Annotated in this window: 19 protein-coding genes and 1 pseudogene; 2 read left to right on the top strand and 18 right to left on the bottom strand. The window is 69.1% G+C overall.

What is annotated here, in order from left to right:
- Positions 1-170: 170 nt before the first annotated feature.
- Positions 171-813, top strand: a pseudogene (locus tag FV560_RS20395) (transposase); the annotation flags it as partial.
- A 66-nt stretch (positions 814-879) separates the two neighbouring features.
- Here the strand turns inward: FV560_RS20395 and FV560_RS13775 are convergent.
- The 9 genes from FV560_RS13775 to FV560_RS13735 form a co-directional block, all read right to left on the bottom strand.
- A complete protein-coding gene (locus FV560_RS13775) occupies positions 880-1704 on the bottom strand; it encodes an HpcH/HpaI aldolase/citrate lyase family protein (protein ID WP_159622117.1) in 825 nt (274 codons plus the stop codon).
- The gene (locus tag FV560_RS13770; RefSeq protein ID WP_159622116.1) at positions 1698-2885 is read right to left on the bottom strand and encodes a CaiB/BaiF CoA transferase family protein; all 1188 of its coding nucleotides are present in this window, start codon (positions 2883-2885) and stop codon (positions 1698-1700) included. Before FV560_RS13770 ends, FV560_RS13775 begins: the two co-directional genes overlap by 7 nt.
- Positions 2885-4939, bottom strand: coding sequence for an SUMF1/EgtB/PvdO family nonheme iron enzyme (locus FV560_RS13765; RefSeq protein ID WP_159622115.1), 2055 nt, complete (start codon positions 4937-4939; stop codon positions 2885-2887). Before FV560_RS13765 ends, FV560_RS13770 begins: the two co-directional genes overlap by 1 nt.
- On the bottom strand, positions 4936-6423 hold the full coding sequence (locus FV560_RS13760; protein ID WP_159622114.1) for an ADP-ribosylglycohydrolase family protein: 1488 nt from the start codon (positions 6421-6423) through the stop codon (positions 4936-4938). Before FV560_RS13760 ends, FV560_RS13765 begins: the two co-directional genes overlap by 4 nt.
- Positions 6420-7583 (bottom strand): ADP-ribosylglycohydrolase family protein, encoded by a 1164-nt coding sequence (locus FV560_RS13755; protein WP_200837686.1) that lies wholly within the window; start codon positions 7581-7583, stop codon positions 6420-6422. The genes FV560_RS13760 and FV560_RS13755 overlap by 4 nt, the downstream gene beginning before the upstream one ends.
- Before the next feature lie 258 nt (positions 7584-7841).
- Entirely contained in the window at positions 7842-9125 is a 1284-nt protein-coding gene (locus FV560_RS13750; protein WP_159622112.1) for an ABC transporter substrate-binding protein, read from the bottom strand.
- 23 nt (positions 9126-9148) lie between these two features.
- Positions 9149-9994: a carbohydrate ABC transporter permease gene (locus FV560_RS13745; protein ID WP_235020127.1), complete on the bottom strand. Its 846-nt coding sequence runs from the start codon at positions 9992-9994 to the stop codon at positions 9149-9151.
- Entirely contained in the window at positions 9991-10944 is a 954-nt protein-coding gene (locus FV560_RS13740) for a carbohydrate ABC transporter permease (RefSeq protein WP_235020126.1), read from the bottom strand. Before FV560_RS13740 ends, FV560_RS13745 begins: the two co-directional genes overlap by 4 nt.
- Positions 10941-11984 (bottom strand): LacI family DNA-binding transcriptional regulator, encoded by a 1044-nt coding sequence (locus tag FV560_RS13735; RefSeq protein ID WP_159622111.1) that lies wholly within the window; start codon positions 11982-11984, stop codon positions 10941-10943. The genes FV560_RS13740 and FV560_RS13735 overlap by 4 nt, the downstream gene beginning before the upstream one ends.
- Before the next feature lie 316 nt (positions 11985-12300).
- Between FV560_RS13735 and FV560_RS13730 the strand changes: the two genes are divergently transcribed.
- Positions 12301-13323, top strand: a complete 1023-nt coding sequence (locus FV560_RS13730) for an Rpn family recombination-promoting nuclease/putative transposase (protein ID WP_159622110.1) — start codon at positions 12301-12303, stop codon at positions 13321-13323.
- 187 nt (positions 13324-13510) lie between these two features.
- Here the strand turns inward: FV560_RS13730 and FV560_RS13725 are convergent, their stop codons facing one another.
- The 9 genes from FV560_RS13725 to FV560_RS13685 form a co-directional block, all read right to left on the bottom strand.
- Complete coding sequence (locus FV560_RS13725) at positions 13511-16861, bottom strand: ATP-binding protein (RefSeq protein ID WP_159622109.1); 3351 nt, start codon at positions 16859-16861, stop codon at positions 13511-13513.
- On the bottom strand, positions 16858-17574 hold the full coding sequence (locus tag FV560_RS13720; RefSeq protein WP_200837684.1) for a DUF4194 domain-containing protein: 717 nt from the start codon (positions 17572-17574) through the stop codon (positions 16858-16860). Before FV560_RS13720 ends, FV560_RS13725 begins: the two co-directional genes overlap by 4 nt.
- A complete protein-coding gene (locus tag FV560_RS13715; protein ID WP_159622108.1) occupies positions 17567-19039 on the bottom strand; it encodes a DUF3375 domain-containing protein in 1473 nt (490 codons plus the stop codon). The genes FV560_RS13720 and FV560_RS13715 overlap by 8 nt, the downstream gene beginning before the upstream one ends.
- Before the next feature lie 373 nt (positions 19040-19412).
- Positions 19413-19943, bottom strand: coding sequence for a hypothetical protein (locus FV560_RS13710; RefSeq protein ID WP_159622107.1), 531 nt, complete (start codon positions 19941-19943; stop codon positions 19413-19415).
- A gap of 209 nt (positions 19944-20152) precedes the next feature.
- On the bottom strand, positions 20153-20764 hold the full coding sequence (locus FV560_RS13705) for a hypothetical protein (RefSeq protein WP_159622106.1): 612 nt from the start codon (positions 20762-20764) through the stop codon (positions 20153-20155).
- Positions 20765-20799: 35 nt separating this feature from the next.
- Positions 20800-20943 (bottom strand): hypothetical protein, encoded by a 144-nt coding sequence (locus FV560_RS13700; RefSeq protein ID WP_159622105.1) that lies wholly within the window; start codon positions 20941-20943, stop codon positions 20800-20802.
- Positions 20903-21112 carry an alcohol dehydrogenase catalytic domain-containing protein gene (locus tag FV560_RS20685; RefSeq protein WP_420853376.1) on the bottom strand — a complete coding sequence of 70 codons (210 nt, stop codon included), beginning with the start codon at positions 21110-21112 and terminating at the stop codon, positions 20903-20905. The genes FV560_RS13700 and FV560_RS20685 overlap by 41 nt, the downstream gene beginning before the upstream one ends.
- Before the next feature lie 116 nt (positions 21113-21228).
- Complete coding sequence (locus FV560_RS13690; RefSeq protein ID WP_159622103.1) at positions 21229-22419, bottom strand: glycerate kinase; 1191 nt, start codon at positions 22417-22419, stop codon at positions 21229-21231.
- Positions 22409-23404, bottom strand: a complete 996-nt coding sequence (locus FV560_RS13685; RefSeq protein ID WP_200837682.1) for a D-2-hydroxyacid dehydrogenase — start codon at positions 23402-23404, stop codon at positions 22409-22411. Before FV560_RS13685 ends, FV560_RS13690 begins: the two co-directional genes overlap by 11 nt.
- Positions 23405-23424: the final 20 nt, after the last annotated feature.

Genomic DNA, 23424 nt, shown 5'->3' with positions numbered 1-23424 from the left:
GACTCCATCCTCGCTTCCAAGCTCAGGAGTCTCCACCGAACCCAGTGCGGTTCAGTCGCACCCGACCACCGCACACTCCCGCCCCATAACCCCATCATGGCGCATGACAATCAATGAAGCGCCATGGGCATGGTGGAGGCTCTGGTGTGTCCTGGGTTCGAGGATGGGTCATGCCGAAAGAGAACACGCCGGGGACCTCGACGACGCGTCGCTACTCCAGCGAAGAGAGGGCCGCTGCTGTTCGGATGGTGCGGACACTGCCGCTGAGTTGGGAACGACCCAGGGCAAGGTGCAGCGGGTCGCGACCCAGCTCGGTTACGGGGTCGAGTCCGTGCGGGCCTGGATCAGACAAGCCGACATTGACGAGAGTGTCGCACGGCGGCAGAGCACCATGGAGGCGAAACGCGTGCGCGACCTCGAGCAGGAGGTCCGTGAACTGCTGCGGACGAATGAGGTGCTCAAGCGGACCTCGTTCTTCTTCGTCGGCGATGCCTCGACCGCCACTATCGGATGTAATCGCACTCATCGATGTGAACAAGGACGACATCCTTGAACGGTCGCCGGCTCGGAGTCAAACTTATCTGCACGCTAGGGCAGATGGCTCCGAGCAACTACTATGCGACCAAAACCCACACCCCAGAATCGGCGCGGGCACTCCGGGATGAGGAACTGCGCCCCAGCTTGTCGAGTTGTGGGAGACGAGCTACCACGTCTATGAGGCCCGCAAACTATGGAAGGCAACTCGCCGGGTCCCTGATCGGCCGGGGCCAGACCGCGATGCTGCTGCGGGTGGCGGTGACCTCATCCGGCCGGGTTACACAGGGATGATGTTCTACCCTAACTGGGGCCGTCGTGCTCTACCGCCTCTAGGCGATTCAGTTACTCGTCTCGACACGCTCGTGCCTGCACAAGACGCGCGCCGCGGACCATCGCAACGTCCAAGAACGACCCATCATCCAGCACCACCGTTCCGGCACCGTCGGTTTCGGCAGAGCCGACGCGATCGATGATCTCCCGCGCACGTGCGATCTCGGCTTCCGTGGGTCGGAATGCGTCGCGGATCACCGGGAGTTGGGCGGGGTGGATAGCCGAGCGGCCGACGAAGCCCAGCGCCTTCCCTGCGGCGCAACTGCGGGCAAGCCCGTCCATGTCCTTGACGTCCGCCCAGACGCTCATTTGTGGCGCGGGGAGTCCGGCAGCTGCGGCAGCCACGACGAGCCGTGACCGAACCCAGGCCAGCCCCGGCTCCCCTGCCTCGCCAGCCGCGAGGCCGAGTTCGGCACGCAGGTCTGCTTCGCCGAGCGTTACCGACGCCACGCCGGAGCCTGCGATCTCGAAGGCTCGCTCGACGCCGATGGCTGTCTCGATCAGCGCGTGTACGTCACGGCCAGACAGCGCGTCCTGCACGGCTGCGACGTCGTCGGGGCTGTTGACCTTTGGCAAGCGGACGCCGATGCCTGGGGTCAACGCCCCCAATGCGGCCAGGTCGTCTTCGTGCCAGTTCGAGCCGCGGGCGTTCACGCGCACCTGCACTGGCACGGGCAACTCACCACCCAGTGCCTCGGCCAACGACTCCCGTGCCAACTGCTTGTGCGAGGGCGCGACCGCATCCTCAAGGTCGACGATCACGCAATCGGCCCCGGACGCGAGTGCCTTGGCCACCCGGTCCGGCCGGTCACCGGGAACATACAGCGAGGTCAGCATGCGCCCGCCGCCCGCATCGCTGCGATCTGGTCCTCGGAGAAGCCCAACTCCGCCAGCAGTGCCGCCGTGTCAGCTCCTGGAGCGCGGCCGGTCCATGCGATGCGTGAGTCCGCACCCGACATCCGGAACAGTGGGCCCTGCATCTTCATCTCACCCAGCACCGGGTCCTCGATCCCGTGGATGGTGCCGAGCTCTTGGAAGTGAGGGTCGGCCATGATGTCGCCGGCGTCGTAGATCGGCGCTACGGCAGCGTGGACGCGCTCGAACTCGGCCACCACCTCATCGCGGGAACGCTCCGCGATCCACGCGCCCACGGCCTCATCGAGTTCATCGGCGTGCTGGGCGCGTCCGGCACCGGTGGCGAACCACTCCTCGCGAGTCAGCTCTGGCCGGCCGACCAGTTCCATCACACGTTCCGCGATCGACTGGGCGCTGGTGCTCACCGCGACCCATTTCGCATCTGCGGTGAGGTAGGCGTTGCGCGGGGCGTTGTTCGCCGACCTGTTACCGGTCCGTGGCTGGACCGTGCCGAGCTGGTCCCAGCGGGTGATCTGCGGGCCCAGCATCGCCAGGATCGGTTCGATGATCGCGATGTCCAGCTCCTGCCCCATACCGGCGCGGGACCGGTGATGCAACGCCGTCATCACCGCATACGCCGTGGTCAAAGACGCAATCCCGTCCGCCAGTCCGAACGGCGGCAGCGTCGGCGGCCCGTCGGGCTCACCGGTCATCGCGGCGAAGCCGCTCATCGCCTCCGCCAGGGTGCCGAACCCCGGACGGGACTTGTATGGCCCGTTCTGGCCGAAGCCCGTGACCCGCGCGAGCACCAGCCCCGGGTTCTTCGCCGAGAGCTCCTCATACCCCAGCCCCCAGCGCTCCAACGTGCCGGGGCGGAAGTTCTCGATCACCACATCCGCCCGCTCGGCCAGGCGCAGGAACGCCTCCACCCCACCGGCGGTGTGCAGATCGAGGGTGACGGTCTCCTTGTTGCGACCGAGGGTCTTCCACCACAGGTTCTCGCCGTCCTTGGCCGGGCCGTGCCCGCGGGAAGGATCCGGGCGCTGCGGGTGCTCCACCTTGATCACCCGGGCTCCCATGTCGCCCAGGTGCATCGCCGCCATTGGGCCGGCGAACAGGGTGGATGCATCCACCACGAGCAGATCATCCAGCGGAGTACTCATCAGTGTTGCTCCCTTTCGGCAGCGTCCCAACAGACTCGGAACCCGATCGAGGGCGAGGCGTCCACGCCCAGTCCGGACAGCAGGAACTTCAGCGCAAACTCCGGGGACTGCACTCCCCCGTCCACGTACCAGTCCGAGCCTTCACGCTTATGCTCGGCACCACCCTTGAGCATCACGAACCGAGTGCGACCGTCGGAGTGTTCCGACTCGGTCCAGTTCCACACCGCGGGCGTGCGGCGCTCGAAACCGGGCCGGGTGGCGGCGAGTTGCCATTCGTCCTCCGTGGGCAACCGGCCACCCGCCCAGGCGGCGAACTGCCGCGCGCGGGCGAAGGTGACGCCGGTCGCCGACCGGTCACCAGCCAGATCGACGTCGGATTCTCGGGACGGGGTCGGCGGCGCCGCCTCGGGAGAAGCCAAATCGACGTTTGATTTTGGTAGATCAGGGCTCGGCTCGCCGATGGCCTCAAGGAACTGGGCGTACTCCGCGGCCGAGACCTCCCGGGCGGCGACGTGGACGCCGTCGGAAATCTGCACCACGCGCTCGAGGGTGCGCTGGTCGTGCAGGCGCGGCGGGAGGGGCTTCCACTCCTCCACGTACGGGGCGCCGTCGTACATGCCGGTCTCACGCTGGCGATACCGGACGGTGAGCACGTGCTCCCCCGCAGGCACCGGCACCGCCCCGGACTGCAACGTCGAGACCAGCTCAGCCTCCGCCGTCGGGCCGGACCACCTGGGCGCGGCCAGGCGCTCCGCGCGGCGGTGCGGGAAGGAGGAGTCGCGCACGGGCGGCTCGAGCTCGAGGTCGGCCACCCCGAGGGGCAGGGCTGCGCCGTCGGCGATGTGCACCATGGCGGCCACGCCCTGGGCGGGCACGATCACTTCGGCCTGCCCGTGCTGGGGCGGACCGTCGAAGGTGACCCACGTGCCCGGGCCGGAGGTGTAGGTGACGTCCTCGTCGCTGGTGTTGACCAGTGTGACCAGGGTGACGCCGTCGTGCTCGAACGCCGAGGCGAACACAGGCGGCTCGCACACGGCCAGTGGGGTCCACTCGCCGTCGGTGAGCCACCGGTGCATGGCGCGCTGCACGGGGAGCATCCGGCGCAGGGTGGCGGCGTCGCGCTCGTTCCAGCCGACCCAGACGCCGAAGACGACCTCCCAGACCATCACGCCGACGCCGTTCAGCCAGGCCGAACGCAGCTCGGCGGCATGGTCGCGGTTCCAGCGGCGGATGTGGTGCTGCATGTGCCGGCGCTCGAACCACCGCGCCCGCAGCACCCCGGGGATCTCGGAGTCGGCGAACCACTGCGCCCAGGAGAGGGCGTGGTCGGTGACCCGCTCGGTCACCAACTTCGACTCCCCCTCCAGTCCGATGCCTGGGCGTGCCGCTTCCATCGCAGCCACGAACTCGGGGTCGGCCTTCTTGAGGGTGTCGAGGAAGACGCCGTCGGCGTTCAGGTGGCGGACGACCGTGGCAAGCATCGACACGTCCGAGGCTCCGCTTTCGGCGCGGCGGGTGCCGGTGTCCCACGGGTTGTAGTCGACGAACACCACGACCCCGTGCTCATGCAGGGCTTCGGCGGCCTCGGCCAGGCCCGGGACATCATAGAAGTCCCACTGGTTGCGCTCGTCGATGCCGATGATCGGGTAGGCGTGCCAGAGCACGACGCCGTCGAGGCCGCCGAAGCGCTGCTGGGCGTCGGCGAGGAACTTCTCCGGGGTGAAGGCCTGGGCGTCGAAATCGAAGAACAGCTCATCCCACAGCCAGGTCTGCGCCACGGTGAAGCAGCGGTTCGCCCATTGGGCTTCCGGGGCGTCATAGCGGGTGGGCGTGCCGTACCGAGCGAGGGCGCCCTCGCGCCAAGCGTGGAGTTGCTGGCGCCACTGCTCGAGCGTTGCCTGATCGGGCGGATCGGCCTGGGTGCCGGGGGCGGCGAGGATCTTCGCCTCGTCGAGGGCCTCGGCAGTCTCGCCGCTCGTGAGGTCGCCGGTCAGCGGCACCTCGGTGGGCAGGTCGAGGGGGCGGGGAACGAGGGGGTCGAAGCCGCCGCTCATGAGGTCATCATCCGATCAGACAGTGCGTGGGTGCGGGAGGCGAGCTCATCAAGCTCGTGGGTCTGCGGGCCGGGCAGGGAGGTGTGCAGGCGGCCATGCAGCGAGTCGGTCCACCTGGGGTCGAGACCGGACTTGCCGGTGAGGGCGCCGAGGACGGAGCCGACGGTGGCGCCGGCGGAGTCGGTGTCCCAGCCGGCGGCCACGGCGAGGGTGATGCCGCGGGTGAAGTTGACGTCGGTTATGGGCCGATCATCGACGGTAAGTTCACCCCCGGTGGGTGTGGGGGCGGTGCCGGCGGTGGGTGTGGGGGCGGATCTGGGCGCGGTGCCCGACGCAGCCACGGCCATGGCGATCAGGGCCGCGTTGTTCAGGGTGTGCACCCAGTGCAGGTGGCCGTACTGGGCGTGCAGGGCGTCGAGTGCCTGCTCGTCGTCGATGCGGCCCTCGCGCAGGTCCTCGCCTGCCACGCGGCCGGCCTGCACCGCCTCGAGCAGCCGGGAGGCCGGGGGCAGCACGGACTCGGCGGCATCCAGCACCTCGTCCACGCTCGTGCTGACCAAGGAGGCCGAGCACAGGGCGGCGGCCCACATGGCGCCGTAGATGCCGTTGCGGGTGTGGCTCAGGCGGGCGTCCACCCAGGCGAGCCGGGCAGCGGCGTACACGTCGCCGGGGTGGGCCCAGCCGTACACATCGGCGCGGATGAGGGCGCCGATCCACTCGCGGAACGGGTTCAGGTGGGTCGCGGTCTCACACGGCCCGGTCTCGGGGATCGCCCGGGCGTCGAGCAGGTTGCGGTAGGCAGCCCGCTCGGCAGTGAAGACGCGCCCGCCGGGCAGGTTCGCCAGCCAGGACTGCGCCACATCGGTGGTGGTCAGGTGCGAGCCGTGGGTCTCCAGCAGGTCCAGCGCCAGCAGCGGGAAGTTGAGGTCGTCATCCTCGGGCATCCCGTCGATGTTCTCTACCAGGGACGTGGGCGCCGAGCGGCGGTTCCACGGCCACCGGGCGGCCACGTCCTCCGGTAGGCCCTCGGCAGTGAAGTAGCCGCGCAGCGGCCAGTTGCCGGTGGCCCGGGCGATCGCTTCGATGCCCTCGCGCGGGATCTTCTCCACCGGCTTGCCGAGCAGGCAGCCGACCGAGCGGCCCCACCAGGCGCCGGTGACCCGGTCCAGGTCGGCCGCGACCGGCTGCCCCGACCCGGCCGGGGCAGCGGGGATCTGCGCCGCGATGTCGGCCCAGTCATCGGGCTCGGCCGGGTCGATGGCGTCGAGCTCGGCGAGCTGGGCGAGCACCTGGCGGGCGATCAGCCGCAGCTGCGGGTCGGCGGCCTGGGTGCTCGCTCCGGAACGCTCCGGCTGCACCGACCCGCCAGCGGCTTCCCACCGGCGGGCCACCGAATCGAGCGCCGCGGAGTCGGCGCCCTGCTCGGCCAGCGCCACCAGCTCATGGGCGACAAGGTCCTCGGGCTGAGCCCAGGTGAGTCTCACGCAGATTCCTCCAGCATGGCGTTCAGGGCCTCGGTGCGCTGTCGGGCCCGGCGGGCGTCGTCGGCGGCGATGGCGCGCACGCTGGCGTCCATCGAGGCGATCACGGCGTCCAGGTCCAGTTTGCTCGCCGTGGTCACCTCCCGCACCCACTCGGCCGGGATCGGCGAGCCCAGCGCCCCGCAGATGGCGCCGGCCATGGTGGCGATCGAATCGGCATCGCGGCCGTAGTTCACCGCATCCAAGATCGCACCGCGCGCGTCGCCGTCGTGGGCAACCACGAGCCCTAGCGCCACCGGCAGCTCCTCGATCGACTTCGTGCGCGAGGGCAACCGGGCGTCCATCGCAGGCTGCCGGTAGGTCTCACCCACAGTGTCGTACGGAGCCACGGCGGCGCGCAGCACCCGGTTCAGCTCGCGTTCGTCATGTGCGGCCAGTCCCCCGGCGGCCTGGAAGGCGGCGACGGCCTCGAGTACCGCGTCGATCGCGGCCCGGGTGCCGTCATGAGCAAGGCGACGGGCCTCGTCCACGGCACGCTCCGCCGTCGTGCCGGGAACCAGGGCAGCCGCGACGGCGGCGGCGAACACGCCGGCGGCCTCGCGCCCGTAGGAGACCTGGTGCGCCCCGGCCAGGTCGATGGCCTCGGCGTAGGCACCTGCGGCGTTGCCCGCGTTCACCAGGCCCACCGGGGCCATGTACATGGTGGCGCCGCAGTTGACGATGTTGCCCACGCCAGCCTCGCGCGGGTCGACGTGGCCATAGTGCAGCTTGGCCACCAGGTGCTTCTCGGCGAGGAACACGCGCTGCAGGATGAGGGCCTCGTCCTCCAGCTCGGGCACCCACCGGCGTTCGCCGAGCATCAGCGGCACCAGGTCGGAGGCCATGTGATAGGCGTCCAGGTGGGTGTGGTGCGTGGCGTAGACCTCGATGAGTGCGTGCGTCATCAAGGTGTCATCGGTGACGTGCCCATCGCCCTTGTGATACGGCGCGATCGGCCGTGCGGTGCGCCAATCGGGCAGGAACGGGCCGACGATTCCGGTGACCCTCCCGCCATGCCGTTCCTCGATCTGCTCCGGAGTCCACCCTTCCGTGGCTCCCCCGAGCGCGTCCCCGACGGCGGCGCCGGCGAGTACGCCCGCCACCCGGTCTTCCAGCCAACTCACGTTGGATCTCCATTCGCTGTGGTTCATCGATCGATCAGTGCCCGGGCCCCGCCCGGTGGGTGTCAGTCGGTGTCGCCTCGTCCCGGTCGGGGCGACGATGAGGGGCACTTCGCACCGGGCCGGCCGGCGGTTGGTGCCGCTCGGCGTCGCCTCGCCGCAGCCAGAGCGACAACCGGTGGCACCTCGCGCCCCGGCGGGCCCGGGGTAGGTGCCGCTCGCCGTCGCCATTCGCTCAGGCGGCGGCACCTACCGGGTGGGTCAGCCCCAGCCGTCGGTGAGCTGAGTCGCGAGCTCCTCGGAGCTGATCTGGTCACCCAGGTACTGCTGCAGCGCCGGGTTCAGCACCGTTTCCTTCCACTCGGCGTACCCGTTCGCCTGCAGGAACGGGGCGCCGACCATGCCATCGGCAGTCGCCAGGATCTGCTCCCAGCCGTCCTCGCCACCGGTCTCAGTCGCCACGACCTCACGGGCCGACTCCGAGGCCGGGATCAGCGCGTCCGCCTGGGCGATCGCGGCGAGGGTCTGGCCCGAGGCGAAGAAGTCCAGGAATGCGGTCGCTTCCTCGACGTGCTCAGAGTCGATGTTCACCGAGTAGGTCTGCGGGTTCGCGGCCTGCAGCGCACCCTCGGAGCCCTCCAGCGGCGGCAGCGCCACCCAGTTGAAGCCCTCCGGGGCGTCATTGGCCATGTTCGCGGCCTGGAACGAGCCCTGCACGGTCATCGCGACGGTGCCGCCGTAGAAGGAGGCCAGCACGTCCGAGCCGGACTGGGTCAGACTCACCGGGTCCAGCGACTCGTCCTCGTAGGCCATCTCGTGGATGCGCTCGGGCACCTCGAGCTCGGCATCGCCGACCTCGATCTGCACGTCATCGCCGGAGCCGGAGAAGAAGTCGCCGCCGAAGCCCGGGGCGAGCGTCATCACGGTGGCGGCCGGGGAACCGAGGCCCCAGCCGAGGCCGTAGACATCATCGGTGGTGGTGGCCTCGGCGATCTCGGCGAGCTGGTCCCAGCTCATCGAGTCCCCGGTGGGCACCTCCACACCAGCCTCTTCCAGCAGGTCCGCGTTGGCGAATGCCACGTAGGACTGCATCGTGGACGGGTAGGCGATGATCTCGTCGTTCACGGTCACCGAATCCCAGATGCCCTCCGGGATGTCAGCGATGGTCTCCTCGCTCAGCCCCTCGGAGAGGTCGGCGAGGTAGCCGTCCTGTGCGAAAGCGACGATGGAGGCGGCCTCGAAGTGGATGATGTCCGGGGCGGTGCCGCCAGTGAACTGGGTGATCAGCTTGTCGTAAGCGCCGTCCCAGCCGGCCTGGATGATCTCCACCTGCACGTCCGGGTTGTCGGAGTTCCAGGAGTCCACGGCCGCCTGGATCGCTTCCTGGGTGGCCGGCTGGTCCGAGAGGGACTGGAACTGAAGCGTGACGGCGCCATCTTCGGAGTCGCCGCCACCACCGCTCGCGCTTCCCTGCTGGCAGGCGGTCAAGGCGAACGCGCCTGCCGTCAGCAGCGCGAGAGCGCCGATGCTCTTCTTGCTGTTCATGGTGAATCTCTCTTTCTGGGGTGTCAGCCCTTGACGGCACCGGCGAGCATTCCGCCGGTGAGCTTCTTCTGGAGGAAGGAAAAGACGATCAGGGAGGGGATCGTCGCGAGCACGGCACCGGCAGCGAGCGGACCCAGCTGGGTCTGCCCCTCGGCACCGAGGAATGCACGCAGAGTGATCGGCAGCGTGAACAGCTCCGGGCTCTGCAGCAGCACGAGGGCGAGGAAGAACTCATTCCACGCCGAGACGAACGTGAACATCGCGGTGGCCATCAGCCCGGGCCGCAGCAGCGGGAACACGATGTGCACCAGCACCTTGAACCGGCTCGCCCCGTCCATCGAGCCGGCATCCTCGAGTTCACGCGGCACGGCGGCCACATAGCCCTGCATCATCCACAGCGTGAACGGCAGCGTGAACGTGACGTAGACGAGGATCAGCCCGAGCAGGGTGTCGTTCAGCATGAGCGTGCGCAGCACCAAGAACAACGGGATGATGATCAGGATCTGCGGGAACACCTGGGTGGCGAGGATCCACACGGTGCCGGCCGCGCGCAGCTTCCCGCGCAGCCGGGCCAGCGCATAGGACATCGGCAGCGTGACGATCACCGCGATCACCATCGTGCTCACCGCCACCAGGAACGAGTTCCCGGCCGAGCTGAGCAGGTTCTGCCGCTCCAACGCGGTGGTGAAGTTGGTGAACACCCACTCGTTCGGGATCAGGTTCGCGCTCAGGGAGTTCAGCTCCGCGGAGGATTTGAACGAGGCGGAGACGATCCACAGCACCGGGAATCCGAGGAAGAGCAGGAAGCCGCCGAGCGCCAGATACTGCAGCACGGTCACCGGCAGGGGCGTTTTCATGTTGGTGTTCATGAGCGACCCTCCTTGTTCTGCCGGAATTGGTTCACCAGGTAGATGCTCAGGATCAGCAGGATCGCCAGGACCAGCACGTCACCCATCGCCGAGGCGTAGCCGATCTCGCGGTTGCGGAACGCCTCCAGGTAGGTGAACAGCGGCGGGATCATGGTCCGGCCGCCCGGTCCGCCCTCGGTGAGCACGTAGACGATGCCGAAGTCGTTGAAGTTCCAGATGAAGTCGATGCTGGTGATGGCGATCAGCACCGGCGCCAGGCCCGGAAGCGTCACGTGCCAGAACCGGCGCGCCCCGTTCGCCCCGTCCAGTGCGGCGGCCTCGTGTAGCTCCCCCGGGATGGACTGCATCCCGGCCAGCAGCAGCACCGTGGTCTGCGGCAGTCCGGACCAGATGCCCACCACGATCACTGCCGGCAACGCGGTGGAGAAGTCGCCGAGCCAGTTCACCTTGTCGATGCCGAACCATCCCAGGGCCGCGTTCAGCGGCCCGGAGTTGACGTCGTAGATCATCCGCCAGAGGATCCCGGTCACCACCGGCGGCATCGCCCATGGAATGAGCACGATGATCCGGGTGAGGGACTTGAAGCGCAGCTTGGAGTTCAGCAGCAGCGCCAGCGCGATCGCACTCATCCCGGTGAGCGCAGCCACCGACCCGGCCCACACCAGGCCGATGCCGAAGGAGTCCCAGAACTGCTTGTCTTGGGCGAGTTGGACGAAGTTGTCGAAGCCGATGAACTCGATCTCGGCATTGCGCGCCAGGGTGGCGTTGGTGAACCCGAGGTAGACGCCCGCCAGCAGCGGGATCATCGAGAACACGATGATCGGCAGTAGGGCAGGGATCACCAGGGCGATGGCCTCGCGGCGTTCGGCTTTCTGCCGGGGGCCCAGGCCCGCCTTCCGGCGGGGTGAGCCGCCCGACGGCGGAGCCAGGGCTGGAGCAGGTGCGCTCACCGTGGCCTCCCCTCACCCGAGGCGAACCTGCTGACCGAGGTGGGCTGCGCCGTCGTGGATCCACGCACCTGCAGTGAAGGCGGCACACGCACCGCGCGGGGCGCCAGCTCGGGGTCCTCCATCCGGGCCAGCAGCAGCTGGGCAGCCTTGCGGCCACGACGGGTGGAGCCGAGGTCCACACTGGTCAGGCCCGGGTGGCTGACCTCGGTGAGGGAGGTGTTGTCGATGCCGACCACGGCGAGATCCTGAGGGACGGAGATGCCGCGGGTGGCAGCGGCGTGCATGATGCCGATGCCGACCAGGTCGTTCACGGCGATCACGGCATCCCAGGGGGTGTCGGCGTTCTCAAAGATCTCCGTGGCAGCGGCGTACCCGGCCTCGATCGTGAAGTCCTCCGCAGAGTATTCGGCACTGACGAGGTCGTTCCTCTCGGCCACCGCACGCAGGAAGCCGGCGTGGCGGAACCGTCCCGGCGTGGTGTCGACGGGGCCGTTGAGGAAGGCGATGCGGCGGGCCCCGCCGGTCACGAGGTGCTCGACGGCGAGGGCCACTCCCCCTTCGGAGTCGGCCATCACGGTGTCCACACCGGCGCCGTCGGGCAGGCGTCCGATGACGACGGCGGGCACGGTGGAGGCCTCGAGCGCGGCCACGAGGGCGTCGGTCACGCGCAGCGGGGAGAGGATGAGGCCGTCGACGTAGCCGCGGTTGAGGTCGCGGACGAGCTCGACGGTCGCGTCGGCGTCACCGGTGCGGGAGACCACCAGGCGGTAGTCCTCGGCGGCGACCACGGACTCGATCTCGCGCATCATCTCCACGTAGACCGGGTTGCCGATGTCGGCGACCGCGAAGGCGAGCTGACCGGTGCGACGCGTGCGCAGGCTGCGGGCGGCCGAGTCCGGGATGTAGCCGAGCTCGGCGGCAGCGGCGCGGACCTTCTCCACCGTGGCGGCGCTGGCCACCTGGCCATTGAGGGCGCGCGAGGTGGAGGCGAGCGAGACGCCCGCCCGCTTGGCCACATCAGCGATGGTGACTCGGCCCATCTGGTGCCTCCGGGTTTCATCCACAACATTGGAAACGATTCCATTGGAAACGATTCCAGGACGGTAGCACGGAGAATTGGGGGTGGGCAAGGCGGATCGTTGGGCCTCACGCGCGGATCGGGTGGGAAGGACTGAGTCGTCCCTGCTCACGAGGGTGGCCTGAGTGTCGTCGATCCGCAGGATTTCGACACTCAGCCAACCCTCGGCGGTGCTGGTTGCGCATGCCCGAGGGCGAGATGGCACCCCGATGGCGGATTGTTCACAACCCCCTGGGGTGAGTCCGACGGGGTGGGGTCGCGGCCTCTACCGTGCACGAATGGCAAGGAGAAGCGAGACTCCGAACCCGCATGATGCGATGTTCCGAGCGGTGGTAGGGGTGCCGGCGAATGCGGCGTCGGTGCTGGCCTCGGTGCTGCCGGCGAAGATCACGGGAGGACTGGACCTGGGCGGGCTGCGACTGGAGCCGGGCAACTTCGTGGACGAGGAGATGCGTCAGCGCCACACCGACCTGCTGTTCTCCACCCGGCTCAACGGTGACCCCGTACTGGTGTATGTGCTGGTCGAGCACCAGTCCAGCCCGGACCCGTTGATGGCGTTGCGAGTGATGGACTACGTCACCCGGATCTGGTGGCGCCACCTCGACGTCGGCGCCGAGTCCGACGACCCGCACCAACCACGCCGCACGGGTCCCGGGGCGGCGGCAAGGACGCTGCCGCCGATCCTCCCGGTGGTGGTCTATCAAGGCCGGCGCCGGTGGAACACGCCCACGTCCATGGACGGGCTGTACGACGCTACCTCCGAGCAAGCACTCGGCTCATTCCTGCCCCGGCATCAGTTCGTGCTCCAGGATCTGACCAGCGTGGAGGTGGAGGAGTTGCTGGCGGCGCCGTTGACTCCAGCGGCCAGGCTGGCGTTGGCGATGCTCCGGTTCGCTCCCCGGCAGGAACACCTGGCTCAGGTGCTGGAGGACTTCACCCCGGATGTGGTGGAGCTGGTGCGAACCCGGGCGGATCAGATGTTCGCGATTATCATGGAGTACGCCTACCAGGTCAGTGATACTCCACCGGCGCAGGTGCGCCAGTTCTTCGAAGACCTGGGACCCGATGCACAGGAGGCCTACATGTCCACCACACTCGAACGAGGACGCGCAGAAGGCGTCGCCGAAGGGGTCGCCCAAGGAGTTGCCCAGGGAGTCGCGAAAGGCCGCGCCGAAGGCGCAGCAGTCATGCTGAGCCGCGTGCTCGCTGCTCAGTTCGGCCCCCTCACCCCCCGAGCAAACCGCCCGCATCCAGGGCGCCACCCCCGACCAGCTCGACACCTGGGTCGACCGCCTCGCTGAGGCCACCACCATCGAGCACGTCCTGCGCTGAATCTCGTCCTCGGCATGACCCCACAGGGCACGTCGGGTCCGACTCGGTCATTGCCCGTGTTCTGGGTGCTCCCTCGTCAGTTGCCCTGAAGCCCCGGCCGGCAGGCAGGAGGAGCGTCCGCGCCGACGTCGGCGGATGTCCGCAGACGGAGGGTGCTCACCCGCTCAGCGCCACCTTCGGCTTCGCCCAGGACCGGCCGCGCGTGTCCTTGAGAATGTCGTACTCCACATCGACGTGGGGCTCGATCGCGCTGTACTTGTCGTTCGGCGCACCGATGATGAGCTGGAAGCCCAGCCCCCGCCATGCCCCGATCGCCCGCTTCGTGAAGTGCGCGTCGGCCTTGATCAGCGCCTCGTCGAGGAAGACCGGCGCGTAACGCGGCCGTTCGGAGTCGGGGTCCCCGAGCTGGTAGCGCAGCGCCGCACCGACGATGAACGCAATCAGCTCCTGCGACTCACCACCGGACTTCTCGCCGATGTGGTCGTACAGCGCTGCGTGCTCTCCCGTGTCGGCATGGATCTTCTCCGCACTGATCCGCACGTGGTTGCGCACATCGACGAGCTCGGCGAAATCGGGAGCCGAGCGCCGCATCCGTGCGATCAGCCGCGCCATCCGGCCATACACGGCTTCCCGATCGGCGTCGGTCTCGGCACTGTCGATGAGCCCGCGCACCTCGCGCAGCTCGCGGCGGAAGCGACGGCGCGCCTCGGAGGAGGTCTCGCGTGCGGCGATCTGCAGGCGATGCGCATCGTCATAGAACGGAAGGTCGGCCATGATCTGGTTGATCGGCTGGATCCGGTCGCGGATCTCCCGCAACGCCCGCCCGAGCGCCGAGTCGAGGTTGGTGAGGTCGTTGCCCGACAGTTGCAGCAGGCTGTCCTTCCACTCGGCCTCCAACTCATGCAGGCCGCTGGTCTCGAGGTCGGTGAGGATTCGCTCGAAGTCACCGTAGGAGCTGTCGGGGTCGGCGCGAAGATTCGGGTTCGGCCAGCTCTCGAGGAACGACTCGAACGTGCGCTGCAGGGCGTCGCGCTGCTCCGAGAGCGTCGTCTGCGCGGCCAACTGGTCCTCAGCCAGCAGGCGTGAGGCATTCTCCAGAGCGAGATCGAAACGCTCGAGCTCGTGCGTCCGGCTCGCCCCCTCAACCGGGGCGACCACCGCGAACCGCTCCTCCAGATACCCGGACTGGTCCTCGGTCAGCGTGTGCTCGGCGCGTTCGGCACGATCGAGCAGGAGCTGGGCGTCATCGACCTGGTCGGTGATGTGGGCCCACTGCTCCCCGAGTCGTTCCACCTCACCATCGGCGCGGGCGGCCGAGGTCATCAGCTTCGACAGTGTGGACTTCACCTCGGCGAGCTGGCGCTGCAGCTTCGTGATCTCGGGGTTGCCCGTCGAGATGTCGTCGATCAGCCCAGCCCACCGATCCCGCTCGGCGTCGGCGGATGCACTGTCGACCTGCGTCCAGGTCAGCTCCACGATCTTGCCGTAGGCGGTGTGCCGTGCGTCGAGGTCGTCCAGCGCCTGGGCTGCCTGCTGCTGCGCTTCAAGTGCGGCCGTGCGGCGGGTCCGCGCGTCGGCGATCGCCGCCGACAACTCGTCGAGACGGCGGTGGTTGGAGAAACCGAGCACGTTGCGGCGCCCGTGCCCACCGTGCGCGCCGCGGGCACCCTGAGAGATCTGCCCCGAGATGGTCATCGCCATGTCGTGGCGGGTCAGCTCGGCCGCGGTGTCCACGCACAGGAATCCGAATCGCTGATCGAGGCGGTCCTGCAACCACCCGGTGAACGGTGACTCGCGGAACTCGAGGCGCCCGGGCATGCGCCGTGGATCGAGCTCCGGCAGCCGCGGCGAACCGGTGTGCACCCCTTCATAGCGCAGCCGCACGCGGGTCGGCACGCTGTCGATCGCCCGGCGGAACCGGTCGAGGTGCGCCTGGTCGATCAGCAGGGTCGTCGCGAAACCGCCGAGGGCAAGGTTGAAGGCCTCACGCCACGGTTCGAACTCGGTACGCACCTCGATGAGCTCCCCGACGAACGGCAGGTCCGCCAGCTCGAGCCCGGCGGCCTCGGCGAGCAGCAGGCGAGCCTCGTGCTGTGGAGTCGGGATCGCGCCGTCGTGCTCCCCTGCCTGCGCCGCCTCTGCCTCCAGCTCGCGCAACTCCTGGTCGATCTCGCCGGTGCGCTGCCTGGCCGCAGCCCAGGCCTCACGCGCGGTGTCCTTCGCCCGCGGATCATCCAGACTCTCCCGCGCCCGCGCAACGAGTGACTCGAACTGCTTGGCGGTCTCGGCGGTGACGCCGACCCTGTCGAGGATCTGATCGAAACGCTCACGTTCTCGGGCGACCTCCTCGGCGTGGCGCTCGGCACTACGCAACTCTCGCTCCGCCGTCACCAATCGGTCACCACCTGCTGCACGCAGCAGTTCCGCGAGCGCATCGCGCTGCTGTTCGGCGGCATCCACCTGCACCCGTGCCGCACGGGCGGTGTCATCGGCGGCACGTTTGCGTGACTGCAGTTCCGATTCGACGTCCCGCAGCAGACCGAGGCGCTTCTGCGCACGCCACAACGTGGCGGGAGATTCCGGGTCGGTGAAGCGCCCGACCTCGTCGATGAGGCGCAAGCGGTCTGCCGAGGCCTCGATGCGTGCTTTCATCTCCCGGATGGGCTCCAATGTGCGCACCTGCTTGCGCGCGGTCACCATCCGCTCACGGGTGCTCTCGAGCTCGTCGAAGTGACTCACCACAGCATCGGCCGTGGTGAGCGTCTCGGGCTCTTCGAGGACCATGCGCTTGTACAGCTCGTCGACGGTGGTGATCTGCTGGCCGGCCTGGATGCGGGCGAGCAGGCTCATCGCCTTGTGGCCGGCACCGGCGGCGCCGATCCCGAGAACCGAGTGCAGCCGGGCGGTGAACTCCCGGTCCGTATGCACCGTGTCGAGGCCAGTCGCGGCCACGGCCGCATCGGAGAGCCGGTGCATCGCCGCGGACTCCAGCGAGCTCAGGTCGAACTCGCCGTCCGTGGTGGCGCGAACCTTCACGGTGTCGTCGACGAGGCGCGCGCCGGCGGGGATGTACCAGGCGCGCACGGCGGTGAACCGGGACCCGTCGTGGTCGATCCAGGTCACCGCGACGGCGGTCCAGGTGTCCTCACCGTCGCCGCGCAGCACGCGCACCTGGGTGCCGTCCTCTGTGCGGGACTCATCGATCTTGCCGCGACCGTAGGAGACGATGTTGCGCTGGTCCTGACCGCGCGGCCGGCCCGTCACGCCACCGTTGGAAGCGCCGTTGAACGGGGTGGTGTGCGGCATCATGAGCGCGATGTAGGCGTCCATGAGGGTCGATTTGCCGGATCCGGAGCCGCCGACGAGCAGTGTGGCCTCGGGTGAGAGCTTCAGTCGGTGGGCGCCCTCGTAGCCGCCCCAGTTGACCAGTTGGAACTCGTCGGCGACCCATTGCTGGCCACGGCTGGTGGCAGGGATCATCCCGAAGAGGGTGTCGAGCATGGTCACGAGGCGGTCTCCGGCTGGGGGTCGTCGGGCTGAGTTTGGTCCGGTTCGGTCTGGTCAGCCTCGATCTGCTCGAGTCCGGCCTGGTCGCGCAACCAGTCGGTGAGCTCGCGCAGTTTGTCGGCACTGAGCACGATCTCCACGAGCGGGCTGATGAGGTAACGCCCTTCGGACTCTTCCTCGACGATGCCGTCCTGGCGCAGGCGAGCCAGAGCCGCCCGGACGGCGCGCTGGCGGCGGGCGATGTCGCCGTCAGTGTCCGGGAAGTAGGTGAGGACGGTCTGCTCGACCTCCTCCACATCCACGCGAGCGGACCGCTCCCCCGCCGTCGATTCGCGCTGGTACACCGTGCGCAGGTAGACGAGCACGAGCGTCTCGGCCTGCGAGTACGGCTCATCCCGCAACAGGATCGGCACCTCGAGGTCATCCGAGCGGACCTGCTGCTTGTACGCAACGCCACGTTCGACGTCGACGATGAGGCGCACGAACACATCGTGCAGACGTGACTCGACCACCTGGTGGTTGTCCATCAGGACGGCCCAGTCCTCCTTGTTGCGGTCGGCGAGCAGGAACCGCCGTTGCAGCAGGCGCACGAGGACCCGGCGCACGGCAGGGTCCAGCACGCCGCGGTCACCGGGGAAGGTGGCGTCGGGGTCGTCCTCCATCGCCACGGGGGTGATGAACGGGTCTTCGGTGGTCACCTCAAGGTCAGTCATCGGCTAGGTCCTCCACGGTTCGGGCGGTGACGGCTCCGAAGGCGAATCGGCGCGTCGTACCGTCGGGCCGCCGTGCCTCGACGACGGACAGCTCATCATTCTCGGTCATGCCGCGGCGGTGGGCGATCTCCAGCAGTCCCACGAGATCGACGGGGCGCCGGGTCGCCTCGGATGCGCTGGCGAAGGCGGTGGCGAGGTCGAACTCCGGACCGAGGGTCGCCGCGTACGCCTCGAGCTCGGGATAGGCCGGGCCACCCCAGGCCCGGCTGTCGTCGCCGATGAACTCGGGGTCGTCGTCACTGGCAGTCAGCGAGGCGGGTACACGGGGTGGGCTCGGATCGCTGAGGGAGCGACGCAGGTCCGCCACGTGGGCCACGGGGAAGCCGCGAAGCGGTTCGGCCTTCTGCGCCGGCCCGGCGTGCCGGGTCCACTCCTGCAGCGCGGACATCGCGCCACGGAGCAGATCGTCGACCTCGCGGTCACGGACCGGGTCGTGGGTGCGCACCTGGGAGGTGATCACGTGCGAAGCGCGCCGCTGTGCGGTGAGCACCTCCTCCACCCCCTGTTCGACGCGCCGGGCGATCGCTCCGAGCTCGATCTGCTGGTCGCGCGCCATGAGCCGGGCGAACGGCTGCACGAGCAGACGGTGGAGCTGGTCAGTGAGCTGGTCGATGCGCTCAGGGTCTCCGATGAGCCGCAACGCACCGGAGAAGGCGCGGCCCTCGGGGGTGGACTGCATGATGTGCTGCCCTCGTTCGAGGTACTCGCGCAGCACCTCCCCGGTCGGGCGCACATCCCGGCGCAGATCGGCCACCACATCGCGCTGCATGGCGGCGATCGACTCTGCGACGCGGGAGAAGTCCGCCGGGAGCTCGCGGGTGAGGTGGAGGACGTTCTCGGCCTCTTCGAGCAGCTGCTCGTCGTCGGCCGGCTCGAACTGGTCCTCCTCGAGGCGGGCGAGCTCGGCGTCGATGGCGTCGCGCTCGGCCAGCAACCGGGCCCGGCGCTTCTCCGGATCGGCCTCGGCGTCGCGCGCGAGAGTGTCGATCGAGTCGAGCAACGTGCGCACCCGCGAGCGCGACACGCGGGCACGGCCGCCGCCCGCGCGTCCGGCGATCTCGAGGGCGCCCACCGCCTGCGCCGAGAGGCGGTACACCTCGACGTCGTCCTTGATCTGCGGCACGAGCCAACCCACCCGCACCCAGTACCGGCAGATCTCGCGACCGTTTCCGGCGGGCAGGCTGCGTTCGTCCTCGTCGTAGCCGGCTGCCCGCAGCTCGTCGACGATCTCAGCGACCTCGACGTGCGCGTCGCTGATCGCGACCGCGGTGCGCTCGGCCGTGAAGACGAGCGAAAGAGTCGCGACGACGAAGGGTGCGTACCGGCCGTGCAGGAGGTCGAGCGTGGGGTTGCGAAAGGCCAGGACGGCGCGCTGATAGGCGCCCGCAGCGCGCGAGTGAGTCATCGCGTCCAGTCTATGGGCTCGGCCGTGGCGGACTGATGCCGGCTGGGGCCGTTCAGATCCCGACGTCGCGCAACAGGTTGGCCGTCAGCAACGCCGTCATGCCCGCCAGTACTGCCAGCCGCAGCACCAGCACGCCCCACGTTGAGTCAGTCCACATCGTGTCTCCCGCCCTTCCTCTGGCCGTTGCCCCATAGGTGTGCAGCGGTCCGCCATTGATACGACCTGTCAGCAGGCAATCCGTCACGCGAGAACGCCACGAGAGAACTCCGCGGACCGGCCGGCGTTTCCTGAAGCGGTCCCTTCCTCAACGCGATAGGCCCCGATGCAGCGAAGACTCGCGGCGTCCGGTGAACGAGGCCGGCTGCGCAGGCGGTCAGTCCTCGACGGCCCAGGTGCCGACGTCGGTCACTGTGATCGACTCGATGCTCTGCCCCTCGGGGACGACGAAAACCTGGCAGCCGTACATCAGTACCGGGTCGACGACCTCCGTGCCTTGCTCAGCGCACGGAATCTCGGCAGCCGCGGTACCGCCGGGGCCGCTTCCCTGAAGTTCCGTTCTCCCCGTGTCAGCCACCCAGGCGGAGTTGGACAGATCGCTGACGGCGTCCCACGAGAAGTCCTCGCGCGAGCCTTCGGTGAGGTCAAGTCGGTATCCCACCAGCCACGGCACACCGTCCAATTCAGTACCGAAGATGCCTGTGAGACCGCTCTCCTCAACGCTCGACTCAGTGGCGGAGAGCACGGCGAATTCGACCACGAGCGGTTCCTCGGCCTCAAGGGGTGCTTCGGTACCGAGTGCCAACTGTTCCCCGCCGCCTGAGCACGCCGAGACCGTGAAGACCGCGGCCAGAGCAACCGGCGCAGCAACGAGGAACGAGAAGTTCTGGCGACGTTGAGGGATCACGGATCCAGATCCTACCTAGCAGCACGGCCGAGGATCAGGAGAAGTATGTGCCCCCGTTGAGGTCGAGTGAGGTGCCGGTGGCGAACCCCAAATCGGCCCGTGCGTCGTGCTCGGATCGACGCCGTGGATGCCGCATGGGTGAGCCTGGAGCAGGTGACCAGCAACGATGTGTAATGAGCCACGATCGTCACACAGTTCGGCCGCAGCGTTCAGATCAGCGCCACCAGGAGCGACCCGAACCCGCCGCCGACGAGCACCACGCCGGCGAGCACACTCGAGATGAGCAGCCGCTTGGCCCGCCGCGACGCCGCGGGCTCGCGGGCGACATCGCGCCGCTCGCCCAGCACATCCTGCAACCAGGCGACGGTGAGTTCGACCGAACGCGGGCGCCGGTTCGGCGAGCTCTGCGGGGTGTGCAGCCACAGTCGCACCGGTCGATCCGTACCGAGGCGCAGCGCCACGATGCCCATGCTGTCCAGCAGGTACCAGCGCTCCACCTGGCCCACCGGCACCTCCCGCACCCGGTGTCCCCACATGAATCGGCGATCCACGGTGAGCACCTGCGTCGTCGTGTCCAGCGTCAGTGTGAGCTCATAGGTGCACAGGCGCAGGATAGGCGCCGCGCACAGCGCCACCGCGGCGGCGTAGATGATCCCAGCTCCGCGCGGGTCCAGCACGCCCTCGGATCCGAGCAGGATCGGTGGGCCCAGGGCTAGGGCGACGATCAGCAGGGGCACCACGAACGCTGTCAGGGAGTAGCCGGCGATCGCCGGCGGGCTACGGCGCACCAGCGGCGGAGTCCCCCGGCCACCTCCAGTCACAACCAGGAGCCTATGTGCTCAGCGGCACTGCCTCGCTACTGTTGCGGGTTGATCAGGACCTTCATCACCTGGGGATCGCCGTTGCGGCGCATCGCCTGCGGTAGACCGCCCAGGTCGGTGCGATCGGAGATCAACAGATCAACATTCACCACGGCACGGCCGATCAGATCGATCGCCACCGGCCACCAGCCGACCCTCGGGCACACCAGCTCCGACCGCAGCGATCACGCCGCCGGCCTCGTGGCCGAGTATCAGCGGTCCGGTCACCACGAGTAAGCCGACCCGGTCATGGGTGAAGAAGTGCACATCCGATCCGCACAAGCCCACCTGTTCGATCCGCACCACCATATCCCCCGGGCGCGGTTCGGGCGTGGGGATCTCACGGACCTCCAGCTGCTCCGGCGCGATCAGCAGGCTGGCGCGCATGGTGGGTGGAACGGTGGCGGTCGACAATGACGCCTGACCTAGATCGAGTCGGCTGAGCGGCCACCCTCTCGCACCGGCGCACCGGCTAGCCATGCACGGACCGCGTGTTCGGCAGCCACGCTCACCCAGTGCCCCGCCCGCGGGCCCATTGCGTCTGCGGGCGAGGGCGCATGCTCGCTCGCCGCGGCGTGGCCGACGATTCCCGTGGCGGCGAGCGCCGCCCTGTCCACCGCCACTCGTCCGGCCACGGCGAGCACGGGAACCCCCACCACCCGTGCCCGCCGGGCGACCGCCACCGGTGCCTTGCCCTGCAGCGACTGCTCGTCCAGGCTGCCCTCGCCCACCACGACCAGATCTACCCGGCGCAACTGGGCACTCAGGCCGACGAGCTCGGCCACCACCTCCAGACCGGGCCGGAACTGGGCCCCGAGAGCCGCGTGCAGCCCGCCTGCGCACCCGCCAGCGGCGCCGCCCCAGTCCAGCGCCGCCGCGTCCCGGCCGGTGGCCGTTCGCAAGCACTGGGCCAGCACTGCCAGTCCGCGTTCCAGCTGGGCCACCTGCGCCGGTCCGGCCCCCTTCTGGGGTCCGAACACTGAAGCAGCGCCCGATGGTCCGAGCAGTGGCGTGCGCACATCGGCGGCCACTGTGATCGGCACGTGCCGCAGCCGCGGGTCCAGCGAGCTCACATCCACGCGGTCCAGGGCCCCCAGCGCTCCCCCACCGTCCGGAAGCTGCTGACCGTCCGCGGCCAGGAACCGGGCTCCGAGCGCCCTCAGGAGACCTGCTCCCCCGTCAGTACACGCCGAGCCACCGAGACCGAGGAGGATCTCCTTCGCACCCGAATCCAACGCTGCGGCTATGAGCTCACCGGTCCCGCGGCTGGTCGACGCCAGGGCGATGGCCGGTGAGGGCGTGACCAGCTGCAGCCCACTGGCGGCCGCGAGCTCGATCACGGCCGTGCCCTCGTCCATCGCCCACCGTGCGTGGACCGAGCCCCCGAGCGGCCCGGTGACCGTGGCGGTGCGGGCCTGTGCCCCCGCACTCAGGGCGGCATCGACGGTGCCCTCCCCGCCGTCGGCGATGACGAGCTCTCGTACCTGCGCGTGCGGGAGAGCGCCATGAACGCCGTCGGCGATGGCCTGGGCCGCCTGCGGGCCGGTGAGGGTGCCCTTGAACTTGTCCGGGGCCACCAGCACGCGCTGCGGCCCTGCGCTGCGGTCAGTAGCCATGGGCCCGGTCGACGACGTTGCGCAACTCCTCGCCGCGAGCCCAGCGGGCGACGTTGTCGAGCATGATCTCGGTGCCGCGCCGGGCCGTCGCAGCGGTGGTGGCGCCGTTGTGCGGGGTGACGATGACGTTCTCCAGGTCCCACAGCGGGCTCGAGGCGGGCAGCGGCTCGGTGGCGTGCGCGTCCAGGCCCGCTCCGGCGATCGCGCCCGCACGCAACGCCTCGATCAACGGTTCCTCACTGACGATCCCGCCGCGCGAGATCACGATCAAGAACGCCGTCGGCTTCATCATCGCCAGCTCAGCACCGCCGATCAGGTCCTGCGTCTGCGGGGTCCACGGCGCGGTCACCACCACGTGATCGCTGGTGGCGAGAACCTGCTCCAGTCCTGCCCGGCCGCGGAAGACTCGCACCCCGGCGTCATCGACCTCCTCGGCCTCGCTCGCACCACGGCGCACTGCCTGCACGCTCATGTGGCACGCCTGCGCCTTCCGTGCCAGATCGCGGCCGCTGTTGCCGTAGCCGATGATGCCGAGCGTCGATCCGGCGAGCTCACCGTGGGTGAAGCGGTCCCACACATGACGCTGCTGCGCGGCGAACCACCGCGGCGCATCCCGGCTGAGCATCAGCATCAGCATCAGGGCGTGCTCGGCGAGCGGGATCGCCCCGTTGCCCACCGCCGAGGTCAGCACCACATGCTCCGGCGGGGCGCCGGCACTGAGCCACCCATCCACCCCGGCGGCCCCGCTGTGCACCCAGCGCAGTGCCGGCAGGCCCGAGAGGTCATTTGCGGGCCTGGCCCCGAGCACCGCGGAGACGTGCCCCGGGTCGGCGCCGGCGGCGCGCACCGCATCTGGCAACAGGGATTCCGTCCGGTACACCGGGCGCTGACCGGCCGCGGCCTGCACCTGTGCCACGTCAATTCCGGAGGCAGCCGTGACCAGCAGTGCACCGCTCGCATCAGGGCCGCTCACGTCACCGCTCACGTCGGGCCCCGTCTCGTCAC

Origin of the sequence: Ruania rhizosphaerae, from assembly GCF_009805705.1 — a bacterium.
GTDB classification, from domain to species: Bacteria; Actinomycetota; Actinomycetes; order Actinomycetales; family Beutenbergiaceae; genus Ruania; species Ruania rhizosphaerae.
This window is presented reverse-complemented; position numbering and strand designations above follow the sequence as displayed.